The organism is Exiguobacterium acetylicum DSM 20416, from assembly GCF_000702605.1.
GTDB lineage: Bacteria > Bacillota > Bacilli > Exiguobacteriales > Exiguobacteriaceae > Exiguobacterium_A > Exiguobacterium_A acetylicum.
The window spans coordinates 1,281,044-1,301,455 of record NZ_JNIR01000001.1; the positions used below are offsets into that span (position 1 = coordinate 1,281,044).

24 protein-coding genes and 1 pseudogene are annotated in these 20,412 nt (G+C 46.3%); 9 read left to right on the forward strand and 16 right to left on the reverse strand.

Going from position 1 to position 20,412, the window contains the following annotated elements; translation table 11 throughout:
• Positions 1 to 138 precede the first annotated feature (138 nt).
• A complete protein-coding gene (locus P401_RS0107035) occupies positions 139 to 585 on the forward strand; it encodes an NUDIX hydrolase (protein WP_029341859.1) in 447 nt (148 codons plus the stop codon).
• 144 nt (positions 586 to 729) lie between these two features.
• On the opposite strand, the gene P401_RS0107040 is transcribed toward P401_RS0107035, so the two are convergent.
• Entirely contained in the window at positions 730 to 1,164 is a 435-nt protein-coding gene (locus P401_RS0107040; protein ID WP_029341860.1) for a carboxymuconolactone decarboxylase family protein, read from the reverse strand.
• 120 nt (positions 1,165 to 1,284) lie between these two features.
• Here P401_RS0107040 and P401_RS0107045 point away from each other — a divergent pair, with 120 nt between their 5' ends.
• On the forward strand, positions 1,285 to 1,716 hold the full coding sequence (locus P401_RS0107045; RefSeq protein WP_029341861.1) for an Lrp/AsnC family transcriptional regulator: 432 nt from the start codon (positions 1,285 to 1,287) through the stop codon (positions 1,714 to 1,716).
• 52 nt (positions 1,717 to 1,768) lie between these two features.
• Here P401_RS0107045 and P401_RS0107050 read toward each other — a convergent pair whose 3' ends face one another.
• Together P401_RS0107050 and P401_RS0107055 are read right to left on the reverse strand one after the other, a co-directional pair.
• Positions 1,769 to 3,784: a Na+/H+ antiporter gene (locus P401_RS0107050; RefSeq protein WP_023468480.1), complete on the reverse strand. Its 2,016-nt coding sequence runs from the start codon at positions 3,782 to 3,784 to the stop codon at positions 1,769 to 1,771.
• Between the two features lie 56 nt (positions 3,785 to 3,840).
• Positions 3,841 to 4,749: a helix-turn-helix transcriptional regulator gene (locus tag P401_RS0107055; RefSeq protein WP_029341862.1), complete on the reverse strand. Its 909-nt coding sequence runs from the start codon at positions 4,747 to 4,749 to the stop codon at positions 3,841 to 3,843.
• Between the two features lie 83 nt (positions 4,750 to 4,832).
• Here P401_RS0107055 and P401_RS0107060 point away from each other — a divergent pair, with 83 nt between their 5' ends.
• Positions 4,833 to 5,357: a dihydrofolate reductase family protein gene (locus P401_RS0107060; RefSeq protein ID WP_029341863.1), complete on the forward strand. Its 525-nt coding sequence runs from the start codon at positions 4,833 to 4,835 to the stop codon at positions 5,355 to 5,357.
• A 90-nt stretch (positions 5,358 to 5,447) separates the two neighbouring features.
• On the opposite strand, the pseudogene P401_RS0107065 reads toward P401_RS0107060, so the two are convergent.
• From P401_RS0107065 to P401_RS19060, 3 genes and pseudogenes are all read right to left on the reverse strand, one after another.
• Positions 5,448 to 6,629 (reverse strand): annotated as a pseudogene (locus tag P401_RS0107065) (cation:proton antiporter); the annotation flags it as partial.
• A gap of 3 nt (positions 6,630 to 6,632) precedes the next feature.
• On the reverse strand, positions 6,633 to 7,133 hold the full coding sequence (locus P401_RS0107070; protein ID WP_029341865.1) for a cation:proton antiporter regulatory subunit: 501 nt from the start codon (positions 7,131 to 7,133) through the stop codon (positions 6,633 to 6,635).
• Positions 7,134 to 7,157: 24 nt separating this feature from the next.
• Positions 7,158 to 7,376, reverse strand: coding sequence for an AbrB/MazE/SpoVT family DNA-binding domain-containing protein (locus tag P401_RS19060; RefSeq protein WP_023468485.1), 219 nt, complete (start codon positions 7,374 to 7,376; stop codon positions 7,158 to 7,160).
• A gap of 247 nt (positions 7,377 to 7,623) precedes the next feature.
• Between P401_RS19060 and P401_RS18565 the strand changes: the two genes are divergently transcribed.
• Complete coding sequence (locus P401_RS18565; protein ID WP_160171458.1) at positions 7,624 to 7,764, forward strand: hypothetical protein; 141 nt, start codon at positions 7,624 to 7,626, stop codon at positions 7,762 to 7,764.
• Between the two features lie 6 nt (positions 7,765 to 7,770).
• Positions 7,771 to 7,929 carry a hypothetical protein gene (locus P401_RS18570; protein WP_160171459.1) on the forward strand — a complete coding sequence of 53 codons (159 nt, stop codon included), beginning with the start codon at positions 7,771 to 7,773 and terminating at the stop codon, positions 7,927 to 7,929.
• A 171-nt stretch (positions 7,930 to 8,100) separates the two neighbouring features.
• On the opposite strand, the gene P401_RS0107090 is transcribed toward P401_RS18570, so the two are convergent.
• Together P401_RS0107090 and P401_RS0107095 are read right to left on the reverse strand one after the other, a co-directional pair.
• Entirely contained in the window at positions 8,101 to 8,535 is a 435-nt protein-coding gene (locus P401_RS0107090) for a zinc dependent phospholipase C family protein (protein WP_051656277.1), read from the reverse strand.
• A gap of 3 nt (positions 8,536 to 8,538) precedes the next feature.
• A complete protein-coding gene (locus P401_RS0107095) occupies positions 8,539 to 9,108 on the reverse strand; it encodes a GNAT family N-acetyltransferase (protein ID WP_029341868.1) in 570 nt (189 codons plus the stop codon).
• 130 nt (positions 9,109 to 9,238) lie between these two features.
• On the opposite strand from P401_RS0107095, the gene P401_RS0107100 reads away from it, so the two are divergent.
• Positions 9,239 to 10,450 (forward strand): MFS transporter, encoded by a 1,212-nt coding sequence (locus tag P401_RS0107100; RefSeq protein WP_029341869.1) that lies wholly within the window; start codon positions 9,239 to 9,241, stop codon positions 10,448 to 10,450.
• Positions 10,451 to 10,467: 17 nt separating this feature from the next.
• On the opposite strand, the gene P401_RS0107105 is transcribed toward P401_RS0107100, so the two are convergent.
• The 3 genes from P401_RS0107105 to P401_RS0107115 form a co-directional block, all read right to left on the reverse strand.
• Entirely contained in the window at positions 10,468 to 11,025 is a 558-nt protein-coding gene (locus P401_RS0107105; RefSeq protein WP_029341870.1) for a ribonuclease FAU-1 family protein, read from the reverse strand.
• 105 nt (positions 11,026 to 11,130) lie between these two features.
• Positions 11,131 to 12,588 carry a 6-phospho-beta-glucosidase BglA gene (gene bglA / locus P401_RS0107110; protein ID WP_029341871.1) on the reverse strand — a complete coding sequence of 486 codons (1,458 nt, stop codon included), beginning with the start codon at positions 12,586 to 12,588 and terminating at the stop codon, positions 11,131 to 11,133.
• Positions 12,589 to 12,611: 23 nt separating this feature from the next.
• Positions 12,612 to 14,504 carry a beta-glucoside-specific PTS transporter subunit IIABC gene (locus tag P401_RS0107115; RefSeq protein ID WP_029341872.1) on the reverse strand — a complete coding sequence of 631 codons (1,893 nt, stop codon included), beginning with the start codon at positions 14,502 to 14,504 and terminating at the stop codon, positions 12,612 to 12,614.
• Between the two features lie 163 nt (positions 14,505 to 14,667).
• On the opposite strand from P401_RS0107115, the gene P401_RS0107120 reads away from it, so the two are divergent.
• Positions 14,668 to 15,378: a GntR family transcriptional regulator gene (locus P401_RS0107120; protein ID WP_029341873.1), complete on the forward strand. Its 711-nt coding sequence runs from the start codon at positions 14,668 to 14,670 to the stop codon at positions 15,376 to 15,378.
• Between the two features lie 40 nt (positions 15,379 to 15,418).
• Here the strand turns inward: P401_RS0107120 and P401_RS18575 are convergent, their stop codons facing one another.
• Both P401_RS18575 and P401_RS0107125 read right to left on the reverse strand, forming a co-directional pair.
• Positions 15,419 to 15,592, reverse strand: coding sequence for a hypothetical protein (locus P401_RS18575; RefSeq protein ID WP_160171460.1), 174 nt, complete (start codon positions 15,590 to 15,592; stop codon positions 15,419 to 15,421).
• 263 nt (positions 15,593 to 15,855) lie between these two features.
• The gene (locus tag P401_RS0107125; RefSeq protein ID WP_029341874.1) at positions 15,856 to 16,197 is read right to left on the reverse strand and encodes a hypothetical protein; all 342 of its coding nucleotides are present in this window, start codon (positions 16,195 to 16,197) and stop codon (positions 15,856 to 15,858) included.
• A 322-nt stretch (positions 16,198 to 16,519) separates the two neighbouring features.
• Here P401_RS0107125 and P401_RS0107130 point away from each other — a divergent pair, with 322 nt between their 5' ends.
• Positions 16,520 to 17,905, forward strand: a complete 1,386-nt coding sequence (locus P401_RS0107130) for an MFS transporter (RefSeq protein WP_029341875.1) — start codon at positions 16,520 to 16,522, stop codon at positions 17,903 to 17,905.
• A 49-nt stretch (positions 17,906 to 17,954) separates the two neighbouring features.
• Here the strand turns inward: P401_RS0107130 and P401_RS0107135 are convergent, their stop codons facing one another.
• The 3 genes from P401_RS0107135 to P401_RS0107145 are packed head-to-tail and all read right to left on the reverse strand — an operon-like array spanning position 17,955 to position 19,884.
• Complete coding sequence (locus P401_RS0107135; protein ID WP_029341876.1) at positions 17,955 to 18,584, reverse strand: HAD hydrolase-like protein; 630 nt, start codon at positions 18,582 to 18,584, stop codon at positions 17,955 to 17,957.
• Positions 18,581 to 19,075: an AAA family ATPase gene (locus P401_RS0107140; RefSeq protein WP_029341877.1), complete on the reverse strand. Its 495-nt coding sequence runs from the start codon at positions 19,073 to 19,075 to the stop codon at positions 18,581 to 18,583. The genes P401_RS0107135 and P401_RS0107140 overlap by 4 nt, the downstream gene beginning before the upstream one ends.
• Entirely contained in the window at positions 19,072 to 19,884 is an 813-nt protein-coding gene (locus tag P401_RS0107145; protein WP_029341878.1) for an MBL fold metallo-hydrolase, read from the reverse strand. Before P401_RS0107145 ends, P401_RS0107140 begins: the two co-directional genes overlap by 4 nt.
• Positions 19,885 to 20,062: 178 nt before the next feature.
• On the opposite strand from P401_RS0107145, the gene P401_RS0107150 reads away from it, so the two are divergent.
• A complete protein-coding gene (locus P401_RS0107150) occupies positions 20,063 to 20,398 on the forward strand; it encodes a VOC family protein (protein WP_268871242.1) in 336 nt (111 codons plus the stop codon).
• Positions 20,399 to 20,412 lie beyond the last annotated feature (14 nt).

A 20,412-nucleotide genomic window follows, 5' to 3' on the forward strand; every position in this document is an offset into this window, starting at 1 on the left:
ATAGGTAACCCCTCATTTCTAAATCGAAATGAGGGGTTTTTGTATCGGTGATGCCCATGAATGAGTAGCTCCTCCGTGTAAGTTACTTTTTAAGGTATAATTCAAAATGAAAGATCATATGAAAGGACGGATGTAGGAATGGATGTCATCTCCTTTGGTCAGAAAGAAAATAATCAACGCTACATAACAAGACCGGCTATCTATGCTGTAATGTTCAATCGTCAGTTAGACAAAATAGCTATCATTCAAAAAAATGACGGTAAATATTTTCTTCCAGGTGGCGGAATCGATGCACACGAAACGCACGAGGACTGTATTAAAAGAGAAGTTTTAGAAGAAACCGGACTGGATATCGAAATCGGTGCTTTTATCGGACGCGCAAATCGATATTTCTACTCTCACAATGAATGTACTTACTATTTGGGTGAAGGTTATTTTTATATCTGTCATGCGGATAAAAAAATAAAAGATTCCATTGAAGAAAACCACTTTTTAAGGTGGATTAATCCTTCTAAAGCAACAGAAGATTTATTCCACGAACATCAACGTTGGGCTGTTCGGAAAGTACTAGAGGAAAACCTCTGATGTAAAGAAAATGATTAAGACCAACAAAAAATTCAATTTTTATCACTTTATTAAAGAGTTACATTTTTATCTTCAGACTAACAATAACGAATCAAATATGTCCTAGTATTTCTTTATATTTACGTTGAACTAATGAGCATTCAATTAAGTATAAGTCGAATCAGGGATATCTGTTGGCTGTAAATTCATGATTGCTCCAAAATATTGAGATGCTGTACAAAACGTAATGAACGCACATAACTCGCTGATTTCTTGAGCAGTAAATGTTTCTTTCATCAATGAAAATATGGAATCAGGAATATTCCCCTTTACCGTTAAAAAGAGATCTGCAAATCCAATAGCTAAAATCATTTTTTCATCCATGATGTTCTTCTTCGGCTTTCCTTTAGCCTTACAATAGGCACATCCATTTGATTGTGCCAATGTTCTTCGAACTTGTTCTTTCAAATCTGAACTTAGGATTCCTTCTTCAACCAAGTCTCTTTCAAGCATCGTCCAACTATTTAAGATTTTGGCGTTGTGACCTAATAATTTCTGAAACGGTGTTTCTCCTATTTGGGATAAAGGTATTTTTGTCATTCTCGTCACTCCTTCTACAAAATATTTTATATAATAATCAAGCATCCTTGCATTTCATTTGATACATTTGACGATAAAATACTTACTGTTCAACATTTTATTTCGGAGGAGGATTTACAATTGAAAATTGACATAATTGATCGACAAATTTTAAATGAATTAGCTCAAGATAGTCGATTATCGATGCGTTCATTAGCAAAACGAGTTAATTTATCCGCTCCCTCCGTAACAGAGCGTGTCCGACAAATGGAATCTTTTGGACTCATTCAAAAATACAGTTTAAAAATCGATTACGAAAAGTTAGGGTCTCCTATTGAATGCTTAGTAGAAGCAACCATTAAAGAAGGACGCTACGATACATTTAAAAATCACATACAGCAACTTACTAACGTTGACTTTTGTTATCGAATATCAGGTGATTCTTGCTTCATGCTAAAATTACATTTCCAAACGTTTCAAGAGGCAGAATTTTTTATAGAACAAATCCATCCATATGCCCATACAGTTACTCGCTTTATTTTTTCGGAAGTTGGCACTCAAGTCATGATATAAAAAAAGACAAGAAGAGCATTTGAAGTTTGCTCTTCTTGTCTTTTGATAAATATTATTCAACGTATTCGTACAAAACGACGCTCTCGATGTAGTGAATGAAGCGGCGTAATTCCTTCTCCTCTTCGTTCGAGAGATCCCCTTCTTTCGACATATTCGCGATTTCAAGACGCTGAACTTCGATAGCTTTCAAGCAAAGTTCTTCTTTTTGCTGATCGACGTCCTTGCCACCGATTGGTGACGACCAGCGCGTATGTTTGAAGCGAAGTCGTTTATAGAACTCCAGCACGCTTTGAACGACGTCTGGCGGATACGATGAACGGCAATTCTCGAGACGTTCAATCACTGTGCCCATTACCTTTTCATACAGTTCATGCTCGACTTGTGTCATTTGAATCAACGCATCAGACGACATGTTCGATCGTTTCCGCTTCCACCACAATTTACGAATCGGTTGGACGATTTGGAAACGCGAATCCTTGCCGATCGCCTTACGACGGTTTTCGATCGAGCGGAAGACATCCTTCTTCAACAGATCCGGCACCTTGTGCTCAGCGACGAAACGTTTTGATTCTTCCTTTTCCCACTGGACGGCTTCCAGTCGCAGTGCTTTCAATTGATCATTGAATTGATCGAGCTCTTCCTGACTTTTTTCCTGTGCCCGAAGTAACCGAAGCATGACATGATACTCATTAAGGAGATCAAACGCAACGACTGCATTGTCTTCGTCCGTCACTTGTTTAATTTCTGAGATTGCACGGCGAATCATCCGTTGTTTTTGGGCATTCAGGTCGAGTGCGATTGGTGTAGCCGCCTCACCACGGTTCAAGACCGGTAAGAGAATCGTTGCGAGAACGAGTGTATAGATAATGACACCCGCTGCAAGGAAGATAATCAATGAGCGTTCTGGGAAGGCTTCGCCGGACTCCGTCAAGAACGGTAATGACAAGACCCCGACCATCGTGATCGTTCCGCGAACCCCGACCAGTGTCGTGATTAAATCTTGTTTGAAGGACGGTCGACGATGATCGCGGTCCTCTTTTTTAAAGAACCGATGATCGAACCAATTGAAGAACATCGTCCAGACGAGACGGATCGCGAGAATGAATGAACCGATTTCGATGACATATAGCATGAGACGCCAGTTGTTGATCGCGTCATCCGCAAAAATCTCGCGTGTCGCTTCTGGTAACGTCAAACCGAGCAATAAGAAGATGATCCCGTTTAACGTATACGCGATCATCGTCCAGATGTTATCCGTCAACGTCTGCTCTTGTGCAAAGAACGTTTCCGTCCGTTCTTTGATCAAGGCATGCAAGATACCACCTGTCACGACGGCGATGACGCCTGACGCGTGAAACCCTTCTTCGGCGATGAAGAAGATGATGAATGGCGTTAAAATTTGCAATAAGGCATAAAAGACGACATCTTCAATGCCGGCGCGACGCAAGCGAACCTTGAGAAAGTTCATCGCGAGTGAGATCGTCAATCCGATCAATGCTCCGACGATGAACATGTAGAAGAACTCAGTCGTCGCACTTTGAAGCGAGAAATATCCTGTGACGACAGCAGCGACCGCATAACTGAACGCAACTAATCCTGAAGCATCATTGATCAGCGACTCTCCACGGACGAGTGTCAGAATCTGTTCTGGAATCTGGACACGTTTCGCGATCCCGTTGACGGCAATCGGATCCGTTGGCGATAAAATCGCAGCCAAAGCAAAGGCAGCAGCGACTGGAATAACTGGAATCAACCAGTTGATGAAGTACCCTCCGACGATCGTCGTCAACAAGACGAGAATGATCGCGTTCCCGAAGATCGCTGTCCGCATCCGCCATAAATCTTCTCGTGGGAAGTGAGAACTATCGTTGTAAAGTAACGGTGCGATGAATAAGAGGAGGAACCACTCGGATTCGACCTCGATCGTCAAACCACTCATCAGGAGAGCGGCGACGGTTCCGGCAATGATTTGAATCAAAGCCGTTGGGATGAAACGGATGTAATGTCCGATGACTTGCGTCAATAAAATAAGCGCAAGCATCAATAAAATCAATGATAGTGTTTCCATGGAAGACCCCTTCCTCTATTGTTTCTTTCTACCTATATCCTAACATAGTTTTTTAATCAATCCTGTCCGAGCGCCTTATCGGACCGTTGCACAGCAATCATTTCTTCTGCTTGACGAATCAACTGCTCCCGGAGTTCGAGTGGTTCAAGGACTCGCACTTCCGGACCGAGCCGCATCAATTGGCGTCCGAGATACGGCAGTTCAGTTTCCGGAACCAACCATGTTCGTTCCGACTGAATCGGTAAAATCCCCTCTAGCAACCGTTCGCCTAATGGTGATACTTCCAGTTTCACCGTCGTCATCGGTACGTGTGCCGTACCCTGCTCCAAATCTGAAAAGGTTAACTCGGTTGCCGGCAACTCATGGAGCGTCACGTCTTTAATCCGATCGACACGGAACTGGCGATACCCTCGATTCGTCTGTCCATAGAAGTACCAGCGATTCTGTTCGAACGATATACCGATCGGATCCACGACGATCACGTGTCGTCCTTTTGTCGTCTCATAAAGAATATTCCCCATCCGTCCGCTCTCTAACAAGTCGAGTAACGCAGGATTTTGCGGCGACGGTGGTGTATCGACCGCTTGAAAGCGAAAGCTGTCTTTCCATTTTACAATCTGTTGCTCCGTCATTTTCGGTAACTCGTTCGCATAGCGTTCAGCGACTTCCTGTCGAATCGTACCGAATGGAAAATCGGGAATCTGTCCGACCCATTCCAGAAGGATGAATAAGACAATCGTCTCTTCATCCGTCAAGACGAGTGGCGGCATGTTCCGGTGCGGCAGCATCCGGTAACCCCCCGCTACGCCTGGTTCGCTGTAGATCGGATAACCATTTGCTTCAAGTACCGTCATGTCCCGTTGAATCGTCCGGATCGACACCTGACATTCTTCCGCAAGCATCCGTGCAGAGAAGTGTTCCCCCCGGTTTAACAAGCGGACTAAACGCCATTGTCTCGTATTCATACATTTCCTCCTCAAATAACGACATCTTTTGTCGTCATTATACGCTAAGATGAAGTCACACGATGCAAAAGGAGGAATTATGGATGTCACAACCTACGACCGTTCTTTATATCGCTTGTAGTCTTGACGGGAAAATTGCTAGACTCGACGGTTCACTTGATTGGTTATTTGCCGTTGCCGGAGACGGGGATAATGGTTATCAAGCGTTCTATGATCAAGTCGGTGCCGTCATCATGGGACGAAAAACATATGATGAGGTCCTGCAACTCAGCGAGACATACCCTTACGCAGATATTCCGAGTTATATCTATAGTTGGACGCAACGAACGTCTGAGACGGTCACCTATACGGATGAACCGCTCGATCAACTGCTTGACCGGATCACGCCAACGATCGAAGGTAACGTCTGGCTTGTCGGTGGTGGCGAATTGATTCAAGAAGCGTTGCGTTTAAAACGCATCCGCTCGATTGAACTGGCGATCGCACCCGTCATCCTCGGAACAGGCATCCCGCTGTTTCCGGAAGGGACGAATGAAACGAATCTTCGTTTGACAGCAAGTCGCCATTCGGGACAATTCCTGATGGCGACGTATGAAGTCTTGACTTAAAACAACAACAACCGGTTCGGGAAAGCGAACCGGTTGTTCGTTTATATCAGTCAGGCATTTTTCTTCGTTTTTTTTCTCTTTTGGTTCCGTCCACTTGAAGATTTTATTCATGACGTTGTAAATCCGTTTTGATTCCTTCGTCATCAACGGTCCGAGGATGGCGAGAATCAAGACGTACAAGGCTGAGAATGGTGACAAGATGTCCATCAACCCACCAGCGATTCCGAGATTCGCGACGATGATCGAGAATTCCCCACGCGAGACGATTGTCAAGCCGATGTTCGAGGATGCTTTGTGTGACAAACCTGCTTTACGTCCCGCGATCATACCAGCCACATAGTTTCCGATGATCGTGATGACGACGGCACCGAGTGCGAGCCAAACGGCGTCAAGTAACATCGTCGGATCGATACTCAACCCGAAACTGAAGAAGAAGATCGCACCGAAGAAATCACGGAATGGGACGACGAGATGTTCGATCCGTTCGCCTTGATCAGTTTCCGAGAAGACGAGACCGAGTAACAACGCCCCGATTGCTTCTGCAACATGAATCGTTTCCGAGAATCCGGCGATGAAGAACAAGGCAGCAAAGACGACGATGATGAAGACTTCGTCCGAGGCGATCTTCAGCATCTTATTCAAAAGCGGTGTTGCCTTCCGAGCGACGATGAAGAACAGCAACATATAGCCGAGGGCGATCAAGATTGAGGTAAGGGACGCGAGTAACGTCGTCCCACCGCCGAGAAGCAGTCCCGATAAAACCGACAAATAAACGGCGAGGAAGATGTCCTCGAACATGATGATTCCAAGAATCAACTCCGTCTCCGTATTACCGGTCCGGCGAAGATCAACGAGGACTTTTGCCACGATCGCACTCGAGGAGATCGTAATGATCCCGGCGATGACGAGTACTTCATAGAGTGGGAATCCAGCGATGAACCCGTATAAGAGACCACCGGTAAAGTTAATCGATAAATAGATCGTTCCGCTCGTGACAATCGATTTTCCAGACCGGATCAACTTACCGATCGAGAACTCGAGTCCGAGATAGAATAAAAGGAACAGGACGCCGATTCGTCCGAGGAAGCTGATGAACTCAGCACTTTCAATGAACTTGAAGTCTAGTATCCCGATTGTCGGAGCGTGCGGTCCAACAATCATCCCGAGAATTATTAGAAACGGGATGATTGAGAAATTGAGTCTGTTCGCGAGCACTGCCGCGATTGCCACTAAGATAAGCGCGGTACCGACTTCAAATATGAGATGATCCATATATTATCCGCCTCCTTCGATTGAGAATAATGCTTTCGTGATGTGACGGATGTTTTGACGCTCTCCAGATAAGACGATCGTATCACCGGCTTCAAGGCGTGTATCCGGTCCTGGATTGAGCGATTTTGAACGGTCATGCTTGAGCACCGCAATGATTGAAATATCGTAATGGTTACGGACATCGAGTTCACCGATCGTTCGATTGTTGACCTTTGAATCCTGACCGACTTTGAACCATTCAATGACGAGATCATCAAACGCGAGTTCAATTTTTTCGAGATCCTTCGGCTTATAGGATAATCCTCCGAGAATTCCTGCCATCTGACGGGCTTCTGCGTCATTGAACGTCACGCTCGAGATGCTCTCATCAAAATCATCGTCATCGTAGTGATGCATCTCGCGTCGTCCATCATCATGGACGATGACGACCACCTTATCTCCTCGTGTCGTGATGCCTTCGAACTTCCGTCCGATTCCTGGTAAATCTACTTCTCGCATATCCATCTGTTATTTCCTCCTTTTTTTGGTTTACAAATGATGATTTGCTTTGTGGATGAGTGTCTTGAACGTCTCATCGCTCAATATATCTTGAAGGTCATGCAGCTGTTTCAAATCCGCTTTCGCCATGATGACAAACCCGTCCTCCTCAATGAATGCCACGCGATCTCCTTCCTCCACTTGCAAGGCTTGCCGAATTTTTTTGGGGATGGTGATCTGTCCTTTTGACGTTAACTTTGATAGCTCCATCACGAACTTCCTTCTTTCTGTGTTTTTCTTGTATTCCTTACTTCCTTACTTTTCTTATTTCCAGTGTAACACAGTTCTAAACTTATTCCGAGTGTTTTGCTTTGAATTAAAATTTAAAAATCGATTTTCTTTTTGTTCAACCGTATTCATACGATTATTTTCAAGACATCTTACAATAAACATAGAAAAACGCATCCTAATCTAAATGGATGCGTTCTTCGTCTTATTGTTATTCGGAGGTGATTTTATGTCGCAATTATTTTCAATTGCGTTTGTAATCTATATTTTATCGTTGAACATGGCAGCGATCTATCTTGTCCATAAACGAATCGTACCAGCTATAGTCGCTGGCTTAACAATTCTCTTCCTGATTCCAACCGTCAGTTGAACCGTCATGGTACTTTTTGTTTTCGCTTTATTCGTCACACCAGTCATGGATTGGTTTGAAGGTTTAGAAAGTCTGATTAACCTGATGTGGATTGGTCTGCTGAACGGATGCTGCTACATATTATTCGGTACCGTTAGATGGATCATTTCAATGATTCGGAGATGATTCTTTCGCTGGATCGATCTTTAGCCCTTTTTCACCTAAGTGATGGAAGGAACGTTCAATCGCCGTTTCGATATATCCATCCAATTGACACGGCAACAAGATATCATATTCTTGTGGCAGAACGGTTCGTCGATCCTCCTCTACCTCTCTAATGAAATGCGGAAATGCTTTCTATCTCGACTGCACACTCACTTCATGAAGCGCCCAATTTATCGCTTGTTCATTCCAGTTCACGAACGGAGCAATGCGTGTATTGTACCGCCTGAAGTCATCATGATACCTTGAACCAATCGAGGCGTCAGCTATGATCGCTTGCCGTAACCACCCCATATAAAAACCGCGTAACCAAATATCGTCCGCTATCAGATGGACGTAATAGCCACTTCGAAAAGATGGATCCCAAGACGCCGAGTCTCTCCAAAACGCTTCGCAGTCAATCGCTCGTGTCCCGCTCGCTAATTCACCCGTATAATGGTGGGCTTGCTCCTTCTCGTCATAGCGCGCATCAGGAGCGATCGTACCGAGAAGAAATCGAGCGGGGTCTAGTTCCGGAAGTAACGTAATCAATCGTTGTCCGATGTAGGCATGCATCAGTCGTGAACCCATCGCTTACTTCCCTTCGTAATCGTTACGCGTGATCGCATAAATTTTTAAATCCCAGAAACGCTCTTTAACGAATAAAGCACTCCGCGAGATCCCTTCAAACGTCATACCGATCTTTTCCATGACTCGAGCTGATCCATCATTCGCAACAAAACAACGGGCTTGAATGCGCTCGAGTCCGAGTGTCTCAAAACCGTACTGTACGAGACGCGCTGCTGCTTCCGGCATCAAACCCTTCCCCCAGTAATCGCGCGACAGCGCATAACCGAGTTCTGCTTGCTGTTGCTCAAACGAGACTTTGATGAAATCAATCGTCCCGATGACTCGTCCGCTCGTTTTTTCTTCGATTGCCCAAGGTGCCGGATTTCCTTGTTCGTATTGGCGAAGGATATGTTCGACGAATTGCTCAGAGTCCGTGAGGCTTTTATGCGCATGCCAGCTGACATATCGCGCCGTCTCTTCATCTTTCGTATAGGCATAGATATCTGCTGCATCTTCTATGCGAACCGGTCGCAAACGGAGTCGCTCCGTTTCAAGTACAGGCAAAGCTTGATATAAATCGATGGTCGTTAACATGATCGAACCCTTCTTCCTTTGATTTTTTCCAAGTATACCCACTCTTCCATAAAAAGTATAGAGATATACGAAAACGGTATCAGAATTTTCTGTTATAATATTGGAAAATGATGTAAGAAAGGATGCTGTCATGTCTTCTCGGGAACGAACCCTCTTAAGTGCGCTCGGTATTTCACAGTTTGGTGACTTCATTTATCTCGTTGCGATCAACGTATACATCTATCGCTTGACCGGCTCTGCGTCAGCCGTTGCTGCGCTTTGGATCATCAGTCCGGTCATCGCTCTCGTCATCAAGTCGTTCGCAGGAAGTTGGGTCGACCGATCCGACTTACGTCGACTGTTGATTCAAACTGATTTGTTGCGTGCTTTCTTAATCGGTATCATGCCATTTCTACCATTATCGTTGCTTTACATCGACTTGATCGCCTTAGCTATCATCAAAGCGGTCGTCGAACCGGCAACGTTGACCTACATCACGACGCTTGTTCCACAAAACGATCGGACGTCATTTAATGCCTATCGTAGTCTGATCACGTCTGGTGCCTTTTTGATCGGTCCGGCTCTCGCTGGAGGACTGCTCTATGTTGCTTCTGCCGACGTTGCCATTTGGCTCAACGCTGTCTCGTTCCTCGGATCAGCTGTCCTGCTGATGCGCTTGCCGCGTTTTACTGCTTCGGTCGAACAAGGGATGCGGCTGCAAGACATTATATCCGATTGGCGGCTTGTCTATCAGTTCAGCAAAAGTGCACGCTACGTGACGGGATTGTATATCCTCGCGATGCTGATGATGATCGCGACACTTGCACTTGATACGCAAGAAGTCGTCTTTTTACAACGAAGCATCGGGTTATCGGAAACCGACTATGGTTTACTGATGAGCCTGACTGGGATTGGTTCCGTCGCCGGCAGCTGGGTCGTCGCCCGCTACGCTAAAACGCTCTCGATTAGGACGATGCTGACGATCGGCTATGTATTTGTCGCTGTCGGTTACATGCTGTATGCGAATGCGAATTCGTTTTCGATCGTCTGTACTGGTTTCTTGTTGCTCGGTAGTTTTCACGCATTTGCGGGAACCGGTTTCTTGACGTTCCAACAGACGAATATTCCACTCCACTTAATGGGACGCTTTACGAGTCTATACGGTGTCGGCGTCAGTCTGCTACAGATTCTAGCGATCGTCGCGATCGGTCTGCTCGGTGACATCTGGTCGATTCGTTTCAGTACGATTCTATTTGCCGGTCTCCTCGTGATCGTGACGATCTGTTTCCTTGGATTGGTTCTCCTCCCGCGCAAGCAACAGTATTTCGCAACGAACGAGATCAACGAAGAACGACATGCCTAAAAAAACAGGGAACCCCGTCAACGCGGTGTTCCCTGTTTGAGTTGCAATTCTAACCGTTCTTTCATTACTTCAACGTGTGCGACGAGCGGAAAAGTTCCGTCTTGTAGTTGTTTTTGCAGTTGTTTTGCTTCCGCTAAAGCGAGCGCGTATTCCGCTTCTGAGACGTCCCCTTGCTCCCGTGCTGCTTCCAGTTCGTCCACATCGACTAACAAGACTTCTCCCGATGGCAAAACGATCAGATCGAGAAACAGATCCTCCCAGTAAATACGTCCGTCTTCCACTCCAGTACGAAGACAGATATCGATATAGTTTTGTACCAACTGACCTGTGGCGTCAAACATCGAGGTCACGGCATGATGGGCATCGCTTGGGAATTGTTGTACCCAGACGTAACCAGCGTCAGCGATTCGAATCGTTTCGTCACCATAACGGACGTCTAACGGTGAAGTGACTTCAATGAGTTGAAGGAGTGTCACATGTCCTTTGAACACTTCGTTTTCTACTTGTTCATGACCATAGTGTCGTTGTGTGATGCGACGCCAGTCACGTCGATCGGCATAGCGTTTTTTGATCATTTACCGGTCCTCCGTTTTTTCCTTAGTGTGCCATACCCCACTTCTTTTTCATTCTAATTCTTTAAAAAAAGAGGCAACGGATTTTTTCCGTTGCCCCTTACTTCATCATTTTGCCGTCTCTGAACCGTGTAACGCAGCACCATTCGTCTCGATGACGTGACGGTACCAATCGAACGAATCTTTTTTCATCCGTTTCATCGATCCATTGCCTTCGTTATCCCGGTCGACATAGATCATGCCGTATCGTTTTTTCATCTCTCCTGTCGTAAAGGAGACGATGTCGATGACGCCCCACGGCGTGTAGCCGATCAATTCGACGCCATCTTCGAGCACGGCTGCTTTGAACGCTTCGATATGCTCACGCAAGTAATCGATCCGCGCTGTATCATGAATCTGACCATCCTCGATCGTATCAATCGCACCGAAACCGTTCTCGACGATGAACAACGGAATCTGATAGCGGTCGTACAGACGGTTCATCGCATACCGGAGTCCAACCGGATCAATCGCCCATCCCCAGTCACTCGACTGGATGTATGGGTTCTCAACACCATTCGCAAGACCACCGTTGACGATGTTACCTGTGTTATTGACGACAGCATCATGTTTGACGGTCGTCGACATGTAGTAACTGAATCCGAGATAATCGACCGTTCCGTTTCGTAAGATTTCTGCATCACCTTCTAGGATCGGAATGTCATACCCTTCCCGTTTGAACTCATTTAACGCGTAAGACGGATAATAGCCGCGGACTTGAACGTCTGGGAAGAAGTAACGCTGACGCATCGATGTCTCAGCAAGCAGAATGTCTTCCGGGTGCGACGAGTACGGATAGATCGGTACATGGGAAACCATCGCTCCGATCTCGAAGTCCGGGTTGATCGCTTTCCCTTTCGCGACAGCTAGTGCACTCGCGAGTAACTCATGATGCCCCGTTTGATACATGACTTCCATCGCGTTCTCTTTCGGATCAAGTAGGACACCAGAATTCGTCCAAAGGAACAACGGATTGCTGACGTCCATCTTGTTGTTGATCTCATTGAACGTCATCCAGTACTTAACCTTGTCTTTGTAACGCGTGAAACAGACTTCCGCGAATTTTTCGAAGAACAGCGCTACTTTCCGGTTGCGGAATCCACCGTATTCACGTGCGAGGTGGAGTGGCATCTCAAAGTGCGACAGTGTGATGATCGGTTCGATGCCGTATTTCAGTAATTCGTCGAAAACGTCATCATAAAACTTCAGTCCTTCTTCGTTCGGTTCCGCCTCGTCTCCGTTCGGGAAAATCCGACTCCACCCGATTGACGTCCGGAGACATTTCAGTCCCATCTCAGCGAACAGGGCGATGTCCTCTTTATAACGGTGATAAAAATCAATCGCCTCGTGATTCGGATAGAATTCATTCTCCTCTACCTGATCCGTGATGCGTCGTGCAACGCCGTGAGCCCCTGCCGTCAATACATCAACGACGCTCGGTCCTTTTCCGCCAGCATTCCAGCCACCTTCGAATTGATGCGCCGCTAACGCACCGCCCCATAGGAAATCATTTGGTAATGTCTTCATCTTCATGTCCTCCTTCTTTTCTCTTACTTGATGATCGTCAAGATTTCTGTATTTGCCGTCGTGACTGTCTCGTCCGTCGGTAGGATTTGTGCATAACTCTGCGTGTTCGTGATAATGATTAGTGTGATCGTCTCGAGTCCATGCGTCTCAATCGCTGTCGCATCAAACGTTACGAGGAGATCACCTGTCGTCACCGTATCACCTTCTTGGACGTGAAGCGTAAACGGTTTACCGTCGAGCGTTACGGTCTCAAGACCGACATGGATCAAAACTTCGACACCACTCGTCGAGCGTAATCCGATCGCGTGACCTGACGGGGCGACCATGACGACGGTCCCGTCAAACGGTGCCGTGACCCGGTTGTTCGTCGGACGAATCGCTACCCCTTGTCCCATCGCACCGGAAGCAAAGACAGGATCCGGTACATCCGATAAGGCAACGATTTTTCCTTCAAGTGGTGCACGAAGCGTCTCTTCATTTGTCAGAGTTGCGCTGACTTCCTGTTTTGCAACTGGTGTCGCTGTACTTGCAGGTGCTACGACCGGAGCAGCCTGCTCCCCGAAACCGAACACTTGAATTAAAACGATGGGTAGAATCAAGGCAATCGCCGTTCCGATCAATAAGCCGATGATCGACGATGGATAGTCGGAATCGATGCCGTTGACGAGCGTCAATGGTCCCGGTAATCCGGCGTAGGCAAAGTAATACGGTTTAAAGAAACTTGCCGTGACTGCGCCGATTGCTCCCGAGATACAGCCATAGATAAACGGTTTTTTAAAACGGAGCGTCACCCCATAGATAGCTGGTTCCGTGATACCGAAGATACCTGTCAGTCCGGCTGAGACCCCGACTTTTTTCGTTTCTTTGTTACGTGCTTTCAAGATGACCCCGATGACAGCACCGATTTGGGCGATGACGGCAATCGTTTGGTAGGCTTGGAACGAGTCGCGACCATATTGCTCAAAGTTTGCGAGCACCATCGGCGTGACACCCCAGTGGACACCGAAGATAACGATGACTTGCCAGAAGCCACCGATGATGAGACCAGCTACCGCAGGAGCATTCTCCGCTAAGTAGTTATACCCGTTTGCGATCCCTTCTGCACCAAGTGTCGTGATCGGTCCGATCAAGAGAATCGTAAGCGGCACCATCAATACCATACTGAAGAATGGAACGAACAACGGACGGACGACTTCATGAATTGTCTTGTTCAGGAATCGCTCGACATAAGACAGGATCCAGACGAGGAATAATGGCGGTAAGACCGATGACGTATACGTCGTCCCGGATAATGCGATTCCTAAAAACGTGATGGATTCACCAGCCGTGATGCGTGCTGCGATATCTGCCCATGTTGGACTGACGAGTGCCGCACTACAGGCGACCGCGATGAAGGCATTGACCTTAAAATGATTCGCTGCCGTGATGGCAATGAAAATCGGCAAAAACGTAAACGGTGCCCATGAAATGAAGCTGAAGACTTCGTAAATCCCTGTTTTCGCAAATGCTGGAAAAGCGAGCGTCGTCAAAATCAAAATTCCCTGCAGAATCCCCGCTGCAGCTAAGATGTAGACAAACGGTGCAAAGACGGCTGACATCGTCGCAATGATTCGGTTGAGGACCGTCCCTTTCGGCGCCTCTTCCGTTTCCGATTGTTCCAAATCGACGAGCTTCAAAAATTCTTGATGAACTTCCCCGACGTGTTGACCAATGACGACTTGAAATTGCCCACCAGACTCAACGACCGTAATGACGCCAGGTAGTGCACTGACTGTTTCCTTAGCTGACGAATCCGATCGTTTCAAGACGAGACGAAGTCGTGTGGCACATCGGACGGCGCTGATGACGTTGTCTTCTCCCCCGACAGCTTCTAAAATCGAATGCGCCAATTGTTGATAATCGCGAACCTTGCCCATATCGTGTACCTCCCCTGAATATGACGCTTGTATACCCTTTCATTTTAATTGTACATTCACAATTAATCAATACATAAATAATTAAATTTAACATGTTATTAATCAACAGAAGGCTTATGCTATACTAAAGAAAGAAAAAGTTCGCAAGAAAAGAAGGTGTCCTATGCTGAAATACCAACAGACGGCCGATGAAATCGAACGGTACATAGAACAACATGAGTTGAAACAAGGGGACAAACTACCGATTCTCGAAGAGTTGATCCGGCAGTTCGCCGTCAGTAAGACGACGATGACAAAATCACTTGAGTTACTCGAACGAAAAGGGGTTATCTTTCAAGTCCGTGGAAGCGGGATTTTTGTCCGGAAGACGAATCGCACCGGCTACATTCGCCTGTTCTCGACCCAAGGATTCAAGCAGAATCTCGTCGGTCATACGATCGAGTCGACCGTTCTCGCACTCGAACCAATCGCTGCAACCGATAATATCGCGAAAAATCTCGGGATCGAGGCAGGTGAGACAGTTTATTACGTCAAGCGAATCCGCTACATCGACAGCAAGATCCTCTGTCTCGAAGAGTCTTACTATCGCCAATCAATCGTTCCGTACTTAAATCGTGAAATCGTCGAGCAGTCGATCTTCGAATACTTAGAGACGGCACTCCAATTGAATATCGGGTTCTCGGATATGTATATGCACGTCGGGAAGTTAAGCGCTGAGTCGGCTCATCATCTGGATCTCACCGAGGGCGATCCTGGATTAACGATCGAGACGGTGTTTCATTTGACGAACGGTCGTCCGTTCGACTATTCCGTCATCACCTATCATTATGAACACTCGCATTTCGTCGTTCAGGCGAACGGACTATATCTTTAACAAATGAAAAAAGTAAAAAAGCGAAGTCTGATGATCGTCTTCATTTTACTGAAGACGTTCCATCGGATTTCGCTTTTTCTTTTAAGAAACTAATTAAAATTAATATACAAAACGGATAAATCGCTAAAACGGCAATCAATAATAAGCCAAGGACTGGGCTCGGAAAATCAGTAGGGTACGTGACTGGGAACCACTGACTCAGAGCATACGACATGAAGACGAAATACGGTATCCAACTAAAGGAAAACGACCAAGTAATTCGACCTCGAACTATTATCCCCTGCATCAGACGAATAGGCGTAAAAAATAGGATCATACACACCGTGATTAATAGAAAATCCATTAGATAAAAAACTGGTATGATGTTCCCGTTATGCGGATAATACGTTCGATGTTCAATGTCATCTCAACAGGAAGAAAGAGAATCAAGGCGAAAAACAGACTCCATCCGTTCCATTTTATAAATAATCGCATCCTTTAAATACCTATCTCTTCTTTACTAGAATTTTCGATATACAGTTCCCCATCAAATGTCGTCAAGGCAATCACTTTCCCGTCTTTTTCATACCACGCCGTTGCGCCTTCACGATCGAGTTCTTTCCAATCGGCTTGGCGAATCCGAGTCCCATAGAGTAAACCCGGTCCGTCAGTTTCCGAGACTAGACGGGTTTTGATTTTCCACTCGCCTTGTTTTTCAACTGCCGTAGCAAATCGCGGCACCGGAAAACCGGATACTTTTGATTCTTGAAATCCAGCATACCAACTACCGATGACTACAATGAGCCCAAGACATACAATGGCGATCCATTTCTTCTTCATAAGTATTCTCCTTTTACTTTCCATCTTCATTTTAAAATTACCAAAAAATAGTTTAATTTCCCTCATCCTAAAGGCGGATTACTGATTTTTTAGTTGTGAAAACATATGAAAATTGTTTCGAATTTATGAAAACATCCAAAAAAATTTCAATTTTTTTCATAAAAAATGCACACCCCTGTTCGTCCTTAGAGTAGCAACGGTTTGACAACTCCCGGCACAGAGCCGTTTTCAGTCGTTTTCAATTGATTAAGCGCATTAGCAACTTGACTTCATTTCCTGCTATGGTACGATACGAACTTATCAAAGGGAGTGAACAGAACTTATGAAATTCAGAAAAGAAAAAGTCAATGTCGTTGACATGCAGCAAACCAAAAAGAGTGTCTACGCGACCGGAATTGGGAATGCGATGGAATGGTTCGATTTTGGTCTTTATTCCTATCTCGCAATCATCATCAGTCAAAACTTCTTTAGCGCTGTTGAAAATGATGAACTGAAGCTCGTCTTTACTTTTGCGACGTTTGCGATCGCTTTTTTAATGCGACCAATCGGCGGAATCGTCTTTGGACGCATCGGAGATCGACTCGGGCGGAAGGTCGTCTTAACAACGACGATCGTCATGATGGCTGGTTCCACGCTCATCATTGGTCTATTACCGACCTACGATCAAATCGGAATTTGGGCACCGATCCTGTTATTGTTAGCCCGGATTTTACAAGGATTCTCGACTGGCGGTGAATATGCCGGCGCAATGGTCTACATCGCTGAGTCATCACCAGATAACAAACGGAGTGCCCTCGGAAGTGGACTTGAAATCGGTACACTCGGTGGATATATTCTCGCCTCATTACTGGCTACAACACTTTTCGTCACCTTATCGGATGATCAAATGGCATCTTGGGGATGGCGGATTCCCTTCATTCTTGGAGCACCACTCGGTTTATTTGGTCTCTATTTACGTCGTCACTTGGATGAATCACCGATCTTCGAAAATGAGATTAATGAAAACACAGAAGAGCCTGCGACATTCCGCGAAATTCTTCGCGACCACAAACGTGATATCATCGTTTGTTTCATCGCTGTTGCCTTCTTCAATATTACGAACTACATGCTCTTGTCCTACATGCCATCGTACCTCGATGAAGTCATCGGCATGTCAAGTTCGACAAGTACGATTCTAATTACTGGGGTCATGGTGATCATGATTCCGCTCGCTTACTTCTTCGGGAAGCTCAGTGATAAAAAAGGGAATCGTAATATCGTCCTTTTCGCGTTAGCCGGACTATCGTTGCTTTCAATCCTGTCGTTCTTCTTGATTGGTCTTAAACCACTCTTTTTCGTCGGAATCGGGATCTTCATCCTCGGCTTCTTCTTGGCGATCTTCGAAGGAACGATGCCAAGTCTTCTACCGAGTATCTTCTATACGGATGTCCGTTATCGGACACTATCCGTGACGTTCAACGTCTCGGTCTCGATCTTCGGTGGAACGACGCCACTCGTTTCGACTTGGCTCGTCCATACGACACAAAATCCGCTTGCTCCTGCTTTCTATCTAACAGCAGTCAGCGTCATCGGATTCGTCACGTTCTTCTTCTTCTTTAAAAATACAGCCGGAAAAGCACTTAAAGGATCGCATCCGACTGTATCGAGTGAAAAAGAAGTCGCATCAATCGCGAAGAAACCAAACGATGCCCTCTGGTGGGCAGAATAATTGCTAGCTATAAGTAAGAGCCGTCTTCCACAGAAGACGGCTCTTTTTATTAGACAGCACTCAACTCTTTTACGACTCGGTCCGCGACTGCGAGTTCCTGCTCTTGTGCAAAATCGAACTGACAACCGATCGCAGCGAGCCCGTTTGCATGCGCCGCTTTGAAATCAGATAAGCGGTCACCGACAACGTAGCCTGACGAGATATCGTGCATCTTACAAATCTCCCGTACGAGTGCTGATTTATCACCGGAACGAATGTCTTCAATGCTATAGACATGATCGATATACGCTTCAAGTCCATACGTCGTCACGATTGCTGACAAGTAGGATGGCCACCCATTACTGGCGATATAGACGGAGTGACCCGCTTGTTTCAAACGAGCGAGCAACTCGACCGTTCCTGGATATAAGCGACCGTTCCCCGCTTTGACTGCCTGCTCTAAGCTACGTCGAAACTTGTGATCCGCAGCCTGTTGGTCTGTGGCTGAAAAGTCCGGTAGTAACGTCTGCCAGACTTCCGGTAACGAGACGCCCATGATCTGCTGATAGAGGGCGAGTGGGGTTTCCCCCTCCCAGCGTCCCGTTTGACGCAACTCTTGAAAGACCTCTTCTAGCGCATGCGACAGCACGGCATTCGTTTGAAACAACGTTCCATCCATATCAAAAATGTAGTGTGTCATTCGCTCTCCCCTTTTTGCTCTTGATTTATCATTTGAATCACGGATTCTATCGATCTATCCTCAGCAATTAGACGATCTGTCGGGCGGTGATCCCGATCAATCCACCAGCGTTTCATATCCGTCACAGAAAACTCCGTGGGCTGGCGCATTTCATGGCGACGAACCGTTTCTTCAAATGAGACGTCAAAATAATACGCCGCGTACCGTGAAGTAAAGCGTCGTTCCAACCGGTCAATCATCTCACCGTACCAGTTCTGTGCAAGAATTCCTTCCAGCAGAATCGTCGCGTGGCGTCCGTCAGCAAGTCCGATCAACTCTTCGATCCAGCGAATCGCCGGATTTCCTGGTCCATCTTTTACGTTCAACATCTCCCTGCGGATGACATCTTGCGAGAATAAGATGCTATCCGGTAAGACCGATCGTAACGCTTTTGCAAGCGTCGTTTTTCCACTACCAGAATTCCCACGGATGACGATCAAGCGCGACTTCATGTCGTGAACCAGTCCCCGTTTAAGGCAGCAATGTACCGCTCTGCAGAGCGCGCTACTGCTTCAGACGCACCGGTTTCGATTTTCCGATGAAAGGCGTCATATAATTTTTCAAAGTGAAGCGGACGTAACGTTTCTGCCATTCGCGCGACCGTCTTTGCCGGAAGCGGAATCACATTCGGATAGCTGTACATGAAACTGACCCATGCCCGATCGGCAACGATCCGAATGATGTCTCCTGTCAACAATAGCCCCGCTGACGCGTCTTTTCGTTCACAAATGACTGCTCCTTTGAAGTGACCACCGACGCGATGTAACATCACATCTTCTGCTAACTTCAATCGTTCACCACTCCAGAAGACGATACGCTCGCTTGGTCGTGTCACGAACGACGCATCATCTTCATGAATATAGATCGGTACGTCAAAAGTCTCCGCCCATTCGACTTGTGTCGCGTAATAATGCGGATGTGATAAAGCAATCGCCTGAATCCCGCCCAATTCGTCAAGTTGCTCTTTCGTTGCGGAATCAAGATATGTAATGCAGTCCCATAACAGGTTGAACGATTTTCCTTGGACAAGATATGCCGTCTGACCGATACCGAACGACGGTGTCGTCTGAATCGCATAGACGCCTGCTCCGTCGTCACTAATGACATTTTGATACGTTCCTGATTGTTGCATCGCATCGAGCGTCGTCCACGTTTGACCGGTTGGATTGACATACTGTCGTTCCTCTAAGCAAATCGGGCATGTTTCGCGCTCTGGATTGATTTGTTCAACACCACACGTCGTACAGATGATGGTTTCCATCTCATCATTCCTTTCCAATTCGTAAATGATTTTCCTGATATATCATACCATATTCCATTTATAGGGATTGGAGGGATTAAGAGGCGGTTATCGAAAGGAACATGTATGAAAACAAAGGAGGAGATTCTGATGTCAATTTCGACCCACCTCATTACGCCCCGCTTGAACGCTGTTTTTTTTGCATGTTCAGGATGTGAAACGTGCCGCCGCTTGGTATCACCAGTTACTGCAGCTGCCGTTTGATGCTTCGCGCGTCTCGTCACCTGTCTACAATCTTCCACTTGAGGGTCCAACGAGTTTGACGCTCGATGATCATACGAATGACGCAACGTACCGACATCACCCTTCTCCCCATGCCTTGTTTAATTTTTATACGACGGACATCGATGCATCCTATCAGTTTGTGCGGTCACTACACGCACCCATCATTCGAGACATCGAACGTTTCGATGACTTTGCTTACTTTACGTTTTCGGATCCTGACGGTAACGTCTTGATGCTCTGTACAGGGTAAGACAAAAGCAGGTC